General features: G+C 34.9%; 3 protein-coding genes and 1 pseudogene. 3 read left to right on the top strand and 1 reads right to left on the bottom strand.

Annotated features, from left to right (window positions below):
* On the bottom strand, nucleotides 1–4,253 hold a 4,253-nt coding region (locus J2Y38_RS24500; RefSeq protein WP_309847988.1), incomplete at its 3' end, for an immunoglobulin domain-containing protein.
* A 279-nt stretch (nucleotides 4,254–4,532) separates the two neighbouring features.
* Between J2Y38_RS24500 and J2Y38_RS24505 the strand changes: the two genes are divergently transcribed.
* From J2Y38_RS24505 to J2Y38_RS24515, 3 genes and pseudogenes are all read left to right on the top strand, one after another.
* Nucleotides 4,533–5,003, top strand: coding sequence for a regulatory protein RecX (locus J2Y38_RS24505; protein WP_309847991.1), 471 nt, complete (start codon nucleotides 4,533–4,535; stop codon nucleotides 5,001–5,003).
* 407 nt (nucleotides 5,004–5,410) lie between these two features.
* Entirely contained in the window at nucleotides 5,411–10,204 is a 4,794-nt protein-coding gene (locus tag J2Y38_RS24510; protein WP_309847993.1) for a T9SS sorting signal type C domain-containing protein, read from the top strand.
* 232 nt (nucleotides 10,205–10,436) lie between these two features.
* Nucleotides 10,437–12,238 (top strand): annotated as a pseudogene (locus J2Y38_RS24515) (hypothetical protein); the annotation flags it as partial.

Raw genomic sequence — 12,238 nt, forward strand, 5'->3', positions numbered from 1 at the left:
GCTGTTGCGGCAGAATTAAATATTTGGTATTTGTCAGCAAGTGTGTTTGGTGATAAATCATGAAGTGTAAAACCAGGTGTTGCTGTGATAGGTGTTGCCCAATAAGTGTAGTCATATCGACGTACTGGTGCTGTATTTCTATTGTAAATAATGTTTCCGTTGTTAGCTACATTATTGGTTTGTACTAAACTGGCATTGTTTTCAAAAGTTAAAGAACTTCCAGTATTAACTGTTACTGCATTGGTAACTGTTAGAGTATTGGTGCTTCTTACTATAAAAGAACTATTATTATTTAAATTAATTGTATGAGCTTTAAATTCAGTATTTGTTCCTGTAATTTCCGGCTTGTTTGTGATAGCCGTTAAATCTGGAATCACTACACAGTCATCAACTGTAGGGACTCCGTTCGGAGTCCAGTTTCCGGCCGCGTTCCAGTTTGTACTTACACTACCGTTCCATGTTTTACCTGCGTATGCATTTACAGAAACTACTGTAATTGGAGATTCACAATCTGAACTATTTTTAGTAGTAACGTTATATGATGATCCAGTTGCTACTCCAGTAAATATACCAGTAGTATTAGTATAAGTTGTTCCGTCAATACTATAAGTAATTCCTGCAGCTGGTGCCGGGCTTGAAACTGTAATAGTTGCCGTAGGTGTAGCACATGTTGGCTGAGTTGTTACAGATGCAGTTGGTACAGTTGGCGTAGGATTTACGGTTAATAAAGCAGAATTTGAAGTTATTGAACATGTTCCAACTGTAATAATACAATGAACATAATTTCCAGAGTATGAAAGTGGTATGTTTGCCACATTTAATGATGCAGTTGTATGACCAGTTACACCACCGGCTAAGTCTGTGTTTGTCCAGATTGCATTATCTGGCGAATACTGCCATTGGTAAGTTGGACTTCCAGCAGAAGTAACCACAGTAAATGTATGATTTTTACCTTCACATACCGTAATTGGTTGTGGGTGTGTTGTAATTACTGGTAATGCGTTTACATTAATTGTAGATGATGTTGCGGATGTTGCAGTACAGCCATTTGAGTTAGTGTAATTAATAGATACAGTTTTGCTTCCTGATGTTATCCATCTTAATGTAACGGTATTACTTCCTGTACCAATTCCTCCTCCTGTAATGTTATAATCTGTGCCTGCTGTACCTGGAACAGTCCATATATAATTTGTCTGACTAGCTTCTGTTGTGTAAGTAACATCACTGTCTGCACAAACAGGCGAACTAGGAGAAGCTGTAAAAGTTGGTGTTGGTAAGGCATTTACTGTAAGTGCAACTGCATTTGAAGTTACACTAGAAGAACATGCCCCCGTAACAACTACAGTATAATTCCCCGCATTTGCAGCTGTTGGACTAGTTAATGTAAGAGTGTTAGTCCCTTGTCCGGAAACTACTCCTCCTTCAACAAGATCAACGCCATCTTTTTTCCATGTATATGCTAAACTTAATCCTGTAGCAGCAACAGAAATTGTTCGTACACCAGTGCCAGAACAAACTGCTGCGGGAACAGTTGGCTGATTTGTAATGGCTGCTGAACTCATGTCAACAAAAACTGGAGTTGAGTTTACAGAAGAAGTCCCACAAGTAATTACAGCACGATAGTATGTTTTAACAGTTTGTGATGTTGTAAATTTAGATTTTGAATTAGCAGAATCTAAAAAGGTAATAACAAGATCATCTATACTATGTATATCTTTTAAACCTCCTGTACGTGCAGAAAATTTAAATTTCCATGTAGATTTATCAGTAGTGGAATAATTTGGTAAAAGAAGTTTAGAAACAATTGTTACCATTGCTGCACCGTCTTGAATTGCAAGAGATAGATACCCATCTGTATCTACATATAATTTAACATCTTTGTAAGTAGTAGTTCTTAAATTAATAGGATCATTGATTCCGGCATTAAAAATAGAAGCATTATTATACACAATCCTTACACGGCTTCCTGTCGCAACATCTTCATTGTCATACGTGTCAAATTGTATTCTAAGTCCAGAACCTTCTCCGCCTTCACCTCCACCTTCATTGGCAACAAAACCAGGTCCATAACTTAAACTTAAACCATCAGCTCCTACTGCGCCTCCACCGTCAATTTTATATTTAAAAGTAGCAGTAAATGGATTGATATTGTCTGTATTAGCTTTGTCTATAAAAAAACCTCCATTATGTCCATCCGGAGCAATTGTGGTTAAGATTAATTCTCCGCCTGTAATTTGAGTATCAACACCTCTTACACTTACATCTCCTACAGTTGTATTAAGCCCTTGAGCTGTTGAAAAATCATTATTATAAAATGCTATAGATGGTGTAGCGGCACCTGTCCAAGGCCCAGTGCTTGTTGGGCCAGTTTGCCATAAATAAGTTGCTCCTTCACCAAATGTGTTTCCTAATGAAAGTGTAAAAGGAACATTAGGACAAACAGTAGAAGCGGTTGAATTTGTACTTACTGAAACAGGAAGTGGTCCGACACAGTTTGATTGTAAACTAATCGTATAATCTTTAACCTGACCTATTCCTGAGTTTACTGTACAAGGAGTCGAGTTAGGAGTATTTCCACGTAAACCAATAATACGCATGGCTATATTTGTCCCAGTAGCTCCTGGAAGAATTCGAAAATAAGCTGAAGTAGCTTTATCATCAGCTCCAGAAGAGTTTCTTATTGTTCCAATAGATATTGGTCCTTCGCCTGTATCTGCAAAATCCCCATCACCATTCCAGTCAAAGAATGCAGTATAGTACATGTTATAGTCGCCATTTGTATTTCCTTTAATTACTAATGAATAGTAATCTCCTTTGGTTACTGTAGTTGTTGCTGTTGAACTTGGAATATTTTCATAAGATGTAGTTCCAAGAGGTGCAGAATCTAAAGTATTTAACTTCACAGAAGTTATTTGGGCAATTCCGGAGAAAGATGTACATGAATCTGAACTTATTGTTATAATTCCTGTAGAAGTAGGGACAAATGTTGAAAGTCTATTGGCTGCAGGAGCACTAGAACTAGTTCCTCCATAAACGCCTGCTAATCTAGTTGTTGAGCCAGTTAATAAAGCAAGTGCAGTATGGGTTAAAGAACTTCCTAAATTAGCTCTCGCAGTTCCTTGGATTGATAAAATATTTTTAATGATTGTTCCTGCTGTTAAAGTCTTATCTCCACTTCCAGATAAAGTAAGATTATATAAATCTGTAAGCAATAAAGATTGATTGCCTGATCTACTTAAATTAACAGTTCCTGTTGATGGAACAAAATTAGAAGCGCTTCCGGAAAAAGGTGTTGCGTTTGATAAGTTAATTGTACTTGAACCACCATTTAATGTTCCTGCTGTAAGAGCAACAGAAGAAAACGTATGGGATAAATTAGCACCTAAATTAAGAGTACTACCTCCTGTCCCATTTATAGTCAAGGCACCAGTGTTAGTACTGGTGACACCCCCTGTAAAAGTTGCAGTACCTCCTGTTTTAGTCATCGAAATTAGACCTGCTGTTGAAAAGCCTGCAATACTTTGATTAGCATTTCCAGCAAGTGTTATTGCGGAGCTGTTAGCTGTGAATGTTCCATCGTTTGTGAAGTTTCCTCTTAATGTTAGAGCATAATTGGTAGCTGTAGTCGTTAAAGTTGTGCCGTTGGAAATATTTAAGTTTCCTGTGATATTTAAGGCAGTAGACATTGTTGTTGTGCCAGTATTTATAGACAAATTGTTGAAAGTGGTAAATATTGTTGAAGGTAAAGTATTAGTTGCTGTTAATTGAACTGTTCCAGAACCTGAGGTGAAAACATTTGCCCCAGAATTTGCTAAAGCTAATCCTTGAGTAATTAGTGTACCACCGTTTGTCATTAAAATTGTCCCAAGTCTATTATTTGCACCATTTCTTCCTAAGGTTACTATTCCACTAACGGTTAATTGGCTATTCAAATTGAACTGTAATGTGGCCATTCCGTTATTGGTTCCTACCCTTACTGTTAGAGCGGCGGCATTATTAGTATCAACTGTTACAGTAACGCCGTCATTAATAATTACATCATCTGCGGATGTTGGTACTGTACCTCCCCATGTAGTAGGATTGCTCCAAGGGCCAGAAGTTGAGGCAGTTCTGGTTGCTGCAGTTGCTGTTGAAACAACAAAAAACATCCCCAAACAAATTATTCTTAAACTAAGAGTGAAAGATTTCTCTTTAGAAAAATTAGGGAATAATGAAAATAAAGAACGAACGAACAAAAGTAGTTTTCGAATCATAGTAGGTTGTGGTATTAAATTTGTTTTTGGGCAAATTCAAATAAAAAATTTCAACTTTCGTTATGAACGAAAGACTAATTTTGAACTTAAATTCTTATTAATAACTGTTTAACAAACAGGGCAGTTTAACAAACAGAATTTACTCACAAAATTATTATTAATCCTGATATACGCAATAGGTTTTTGAAACTCTTTTGTGAAATAGCGAATAAACATATCATAATTTAACATTTAAATAGTTATTTTTACCATTAATAGTTAAAAAGAAAGAAAATACTCATGAATTCAATTTGCACTCCAAAAGAAGCTTTACAGAAATTAGAACGTTTTTGTGCCTATCAAGAACGCTGTCATGACGAGGTAGTTTCGAAACTTTATGGCTTAAAAATGACTTCTGATGAGATTGATTCTATTGTGGTTCAGTTAATTGAAAATAATTTTTTGAATGAAACACGTTTTGCCTGTAGTTTCGCAAGAGGTAAACACAGAATCAAAAATTGGGGAAAAATTAGGATTACAAATGAACTTAAATTGCGAAATATTTCTTCAACAAATATAAATCTTGCCCTTAAGGAAATTTCATCGGAAGAGTATGCAGAAATTTTTGAAAATCTATCTGAGAGATCTTGGAATACTATACAAGAAAAAAATGTTTTAAAAAAGCGAAAAAAATTCTGTGATTATATGCTTCGAAGAGGTTATGAAAGTAATCTTATTTATGAAAAAGTTAAAGAATTAGAGCAAGAATAAATCCCCCAAAATTGTATTTGAAACAATGAATTTTACCTCTATTTAATTAGCAAATTTTCAACTGAAAATATCTTAAATTCCTTACGGAATAAATAATAACCTCTAGTTGTAAAATATTGCTTTTCTGAGGATTTTTTACAAAACAAGACGTTTTTTCGAATATTATTTCAAAAAAGCTCCCTTAAAACACTTATTATTAAGGATTTTTCTTATTTTTAGTTAGCTTATTTTATAAGAAATTCCATAAAATCATCATTTTCATCATGCATTTCGTCGATTATTTTACCGGTTTATCGATTATATGCCTATTCTAAAAACCGCAGGAAAATCTAACACGTAGATGTATATATCTTTGAGCAGGTGTAATGTATTATGCCAGCATAACAATCTGATAGAAAACATTTAACATGATGAGAACTCTACTTTTATTTTTGTTTTTACCTTTTTTGGGTATTGCACAAACTGTTGATTTAGCTTCTTGGGCTTTAACATCAGATGGCAATATTACAACCAAACAAAGTTATGTGCAGTCTGGTACTTTTACATCAGATCAAAACCCGATAGCATATGGGAGCACAGGGGCATTAGTTACCGGATGGAATAATTCTGGTTTTGAGCATTATAGATATATTGAGGTTTCAATTACACCTACAACAAACAATGTTATCTGGATTTCAAATTTAGTTTTTCAACAAGCCAGCATTCCAAACGGAGGTACGCCGGGGCCATCTACTTATATTGCAAAATACTATATTTCTCAAAATGGAACTGTTCCTGGGACTAGTGATTTTTACAATACAGCCAGTAATTTAGTTACAGAAGAATCAATTTCAGGAAATCCTTCAAAGACTATTAAGATCAATGAATCTTTGAATTCAAATCAAAAATTAATTATTCGCCTTTACACAAAAGGCAGCGATTATAATAATATTAAGTGGCAGATTTTACAAAATACGTTAAAGTTTACAGGTAAACTAATGGGGCCTTTAGCTGGAACTTACACAATTGGTAGTGGTGCAGCAGCTGATTTCAACACCCTTACATCTGCTGTAAATACACTTAACAATGTTGGTGTTTCTGCTGCAGTAACATTTTTGTTAGATAATACAAGTTATACCAGAGCTACGAACGAAGTTTTTCCATTAAACATAAACCCTTACTTCAATAATACACAATACAAAGTTACGTTTAAGCCAAATACAGGAAAAACAGTTTCTATTGAAGCTACAAACTTACCAACATCAACATCTAATCCAACAGTTTTTAAATTAAATGGAGTGGATAATGTTGTTTTTGATGGAAGTAATAATGCAACAACATCTAAAAACTTAACAATCTACAATAACAATCCATTAAACCCAAAGAAAAGTGTTATATGGATTGCAAGTGAAAATGGAACAAACGGGGCATTAAACAACGAAATTAAAAACTTGATTTTAAGACAAAATTATAGAGATGATGATTTGTCTGTAGGTGTATTTGGGGGAGGGACAAGTGCTGTTGGAAGTGATGCAGAAGCTGCAAATTCAAATAATTTAGTTCAGAATGTAACTTTTACAAAAGTTGGCCAAGCTGTTTATGTAGCTGGAAATGCAACAAATCTTTCCACTAACTGGAAAGTTCAAAACAATATAATTGGGGGAACTACTGTAGCAGATAAACCATTTTTAGGTGTTTATCTAAATAATGCTAAGGATTATGAGATTTCAGGAAATACAATAAATGGAGTTCTAAAAAATACTAACGGTTACAGTCCAATGCATTCCGGTATAATTATTTTAGGAACAAGTAACGGTCAAATTTTCAGCAATACTATCAGAGACGTAAGCAGTACTGTTTCAAACGGTTATTGTACAGGAATTTATATTGACAAAGGAATAAATACCATTTACGGCAACACGATAGCAACAATATCAACAACTACAGTCACTAATAATGGAATCGAAACTAGTGGTATTTCTATAAATGGAGGAACGAATACTATTTATACTAATACAATTAGTGCTATATCAGCATCTAGAGATGTAAACGGTATAGCTTTAAATGCAGGGACTAGTCATGTTACTTATGGAAATACAATAAGTGCTATTAGTTCTGTTGATGAAAAAGCTAACGGATTGTATATCAACAATAACACTAATACGGTATATAATAATATTATTAGCGATGTTTACTCTAAAAAAGCATCATCGAGTATCAATTATAACTCAGGATCTGGAGGTAAAATTTATTACAATACACTGGTAATGAATTCAGCTTCTGCTGTAACTGGTTCTGCTTGTTTAACAATCGCCGCTGGAAGTAGTATCGGAATTAAAAATAATATTTTCTATAGTTCACAAACAGCAGGAACACAATATTTAATAAATTCCAGTACAGATCATACAGCTATTACAGAATTTAATAATAATAATTATTACTTAGCGAGTACAGGTGCCTTATCAAATAAATTATCATCAGGAACTTATACAACTCTTGCTGCCTGGAAAGCTGTTGCAGCTGCAAAAGAGCAAAGTTCAATTATAGTTGAACCAAAATTTATTTCAACCACTGATTTTCACTTAGCTCAAAATGCAACTAACTCAGGGATTCATGAAAAAGGAACACCAATTACTGGGTTTACAACAGATATTGACAACGAAACAAGAAGTACAACGGTACCAGATATGGGAGCTGATGAAATTATTATTTGCGGTCAAGGAGATCAGACAACGTTTGGTGTAGATTCTTGGATAGGTTATGTTTACAAATGGACAAATGCTGCCCCAAATCCTGCTTATAATGCAGCGGCGGCAACAGCAACAAACGTTTTTATTGGTAACGTAACCGAACCAGCGATTTTTGATCGTAATATTGGAACAAGTACTGTAAGAGGAGTTACAACAAATATATGCGGAACTGCTCCTGCAGATAACTTTTTTGTTCGTTACAAAATGAGAACAACAACTGTTGCAGGAACTTATAATTTTTCAATTGGAAGTGATGATGGAATAAGATTATATATTGATGGTACTTTAGTTTTAAGCAGATGGAATGACCATAGTTTTATTCTAGACGCAGCTTTGTATACATTAACTGCGGGTTCTCACGAATTTATCTTAGAATATTATGAAAATGTAGGTTCAGCGCGTACTACTTTTTCATACGGTTTAATTAAAGGAGATAATGTGAATTTACCATACGGAATTAATGTTTGGAATGTTTATGGTTTTACAAAAAACAATTTTGATTTGACTCAAACTGCTTACGCAGGAACATATGTTGATTCAAATTTAAATATTAACACAACGACTTCATGGGCAGCTGATAAATCTCCGTCTATAGCAACTTCATGGCAAGGTGCGCCAATTCCGGTTGATAACTTTACAGTAACTTACAAACGACAAGGGTTTCCTTGTGGAAATTATCAGCTTCAGGTTGTAAACTGCGACGACGATATGAGAATTTATGTAAATGAAGTGTTAGAATATACAGCAGGACAAAATATTGGAGCTCCGGTTTTGGTAAAAACAGGTCAAATTTACAGCTTAAATAAAAATTCAAAAATAGAAGTTCGATTAAGAGAAGATGCAGGAGATGCAAAAATGGCTTTAAACCTTATTGCTATACCAACAATCTATGATGGTTCTTCTGTACCGGCAACCGGTTCTGCAATAACAGTTTCGGCTAATACAACTTTAAACTCAGATATTGATGTTTGTTCTTGCACTATTAGTCCAGGTATTACATTAACAGTTCCAACAAATAGAACATTAACAGTACAAGAAACTACTATTGTTGGCGCAGGTGGAAAACTTTTGATTAAAAACGGAGGATCCTTATTACAAAAAAGTACAGATACAAATGCATATCAAGGCGCAGTAAATTCGTTTGAACTGCAAAGAAATACTGCACCTATTCGTCGTTATGATTTTACTTATTGGTCTTCACCGGTAACAGCAACTCCGGGAGTAACACTGCATGATTTATCACCAACAACATTGGCAGATAAATATTACAGCTATAACCCAACTACAGGATGGACAATAAATTATAACGGAACTTTAGTAATGACTCCGGGACAAGGATACATAGTCAGATCTCCACAAGAATATGATATAAACAGTACAGCGGTTTATCAAGCTTCTTTTAAAGGAGTACCAAATAATGGAAACATCACTGTTACACCAACAGCAACTAAATGGAACTTAATTGGAAACCCTTATCCGTCAGCGATAAGTGCTAATCAATTAATAAATGATGCAGGAACTGGAGCTTTATATTTTTGGACACATAATTCACCTCCAAACGGAAGCGTGGCTGGAGATGCAAAATACAATTATACTGCTGCAGATTATGCCGTATATAGTTTAACCGGAAGTGTTGTAACAACAAGTGGTGCAGCTGCTCCTTCAGGATACATTGCTGCTGGGCAGGGATTTTTCTTTAAGGCAAGTACGGGTAATAATATTGTATTTACAAATAGTATGAGAATTGCTGGTAATAATAGCCAATTCTTCAAAACTTCAGAAAAAGCTGCAGTTGAAGCAAACCGTGTATGGCTGAACTTTACTAATGCAGAAGGAGCCTTTAAACAAGCATTAATTGGTTATATTGATGGGGCAACAAACAGCTGGGACCCAAATTATGATGCAGCAACACTTAACGGAAACACGTATGTAGATTTTTACAGTATTAATGATGCAAAAAAATTAACGATTCAGGGACGTGCACTTCCTTTTGAAGATACAGATTTAATTCCACTTGGATATAAAACAGCCGTCGCGGGAGAGTTTACAATTGCCATAGATCATACTGACGGATTATTAAACGATCAGAAAGTGTATATTGAAGATAAAGTAACTAATAAAATCCAAGATTTAAAAGCAGGTAATTATACTTTTACTACCGAAATAGGAACTTTTACAGATCGTTTTGTTCTTCGTTACACGAATAAAACATTAGGAACTGATGATTTTGAAAATGTAAAAGACGGGCTTTTGGTTTCTGTAAAAGATAAAGCAATCAAAGCAACTTCTTCTAAAGAAAACATTAAAGAAGTAAACATATATGATATTACAGGGAAACTTTTATATAGTAAAAACAAAATAGGAACAACAGAATTATCAATTTCAAACCTGCAGTCTGCTGATCAGATTTTAATGGTAAAAGTTACTCTTGAAAATGACTTTACAACAACGAGGAAAATCATTTTTAAATAATTAAAATAAGATATAAAAAAAATCCGACAGCGAAAGCTGCCGGATTTTTCCATGTAAAAACCCTGCTAAATAAAAAGAATGAAATAAATTAAGTTTAAAATCTTCTAAGAATTAAATTATTAATAGCCGAATCAAACCAAAAAACACAAATTGTATGCCCCAAAAATTACTTTTGTTTACCCGTTCTTTATTTAAAAAAATACTGTTTATATTTTTATTATTCTCCTTAAAAATGTCAGCGCAGCTAACGGCTGTTTCAAGAATCTATACCGATTGGAACGGTTATTGGACTTCGAATTCAACTACAGGAGTCGGCAACCGCCCAGACAGAGAAAATAACTTATTGGCATTCTCTTGGAATGGAACTACCTATTCTACAGGAGTTAATAATACAACATTGGATTCACACTCCATAGTTTACAACGCACAAAAATTTAGAGCTTTAAAAATCCAATCTTTAGGCTCGACAACAGGTTCTTATTTCTTGCAAGGTTCTATGATAGACGGATCTGCAAGTGGTGCAACTTTAGTTCCCGCTTTAGCTGGTTCAAGTGCCACAGGAGCAGAACTAGCATCAAGATTAACTGATGGTACGAGCGGTTTGTCTCTTGGAACTGGTGTTGCTAATATAAAAGCTGGTACAGCAGAATTTAAAGTGGGAACCAATAACTTAAATCTTACAGGTCTTGGTGATGGAATTCCTGACTTAATTGTAACTCAGGTAGCAGAACCAAGCGGAACACCGGATACTTTTAAATTTATTGATGCATTAGGAAATACGGTTGGAACTGAATTATCTATAAAATTTGATGCTGTAACCGCGATTGGTACTTATAGTCTGGATTTATTTAAAATGGATGGAACTTATGGTTTTACACCAGCCGCAACAAGAGACATTAGAGTACTTGCGATCGAAACCAGCCAATTTGGAATAACATCTGCAAACGCAGCGCAAGTTGACCGTTTTGTGGTAACCTTTTCAGGTAGTTCAGATTGTGCTTTTATTGCTTTTAATACTAATTCATTAAAAATTGCAGAATTAAGTCTCATAAAAACAGCTTCAATGCCATCATGCGGGAAAGTTGGTGATGTAATTAATTATACTTTCAATGTAAAAAATACAGGAGAAGTTCCTATTACAGATATTCGTGTAACTGATCCAATGCCGGGAATCACTATAACAGGAAATCCAATTGCTAGTTTGGCCGCCGGAGGAACTGCTACCTTAACCGGAACTTATACTATTACTAGTGCTGATGTAATTGCAGGAAGAGTTATTAATTCTGCAAAAGTTACAGGAACTGACCCATCGTTAAATGTCGTTGAAGACATTTCGGGACACACTTACACAGATAATATTTCAACATCTATAGATTTATTGGCGCCTCCAACTATTGGTACAATAAGTGATGTTACATGTGCTGCTTTAGGAAGTATTACTTTGAATAATTTACCTGCAACAGGAACTTGGACTATAGAAAGAAGCCCAGGATCTGTAACATATACAGGTACTGGAACCAGCACAACAATTTCTTCACTCGCCGCCAATACATATACTTTTAGAGTGACTAATAGCACTGGCTGTAAATCACCATCAAGTCTAGGAGGAACAATTACAGATCAGTCCTCCACAACATGGAATGGAACGGCTTGGTCTAACGGAACTCCAACTGCAACAAAAAGAGCTGTTTTTACTGGAGCGTTTACAATAACGTCAGATTTAACCGCTTGTTCCTGTGCCATAAATAGTGGCGTTAATATGACCGTTCCATCAGGACGAACTTTAACAATAACAAACGCATTGACTGTTAATTCAGGTGGTTCTTTAACCTTTGATAATAACGCAAGTTTGGTTCAAACTACTAATGCAGTTAATACTGGAAATATTACTTATAAAAGAAATACTACACTGGTTCGTCGTTATGACTATACATATTGGGCAACACCGGTTACAGCGACACCTGGCTTAACACTTCATGATGTATCACCTACAACTTTGGCAGATAAATATCAAAGTTTTAATCCATCAACAGG

Source organism: Flavobacterium sp. 2755 (assembly GCF_031455715.1).
GTDB lineage: Bacteria > Bacteroidota > Bacteroidia > Flavobacteriales > Flavobacteriaceae > Flavobacterium.

Coding starts and splice junctions, on each gene's coding strand:
- J2Y38_RS24505 (WP_309847991.1), top strand. CDS start 4,533: ATGAATTCAATTTGCACTCCAAAAGAAGCTTTACAGAAATTAGAACGT.
- J2Y38_RS24510 (WP_309847993.1), top strand. CDS start 5,411: ATGATGAGAACTCTACTTTTATTTTTGTTTTTACCTTTTTTGGGTATT.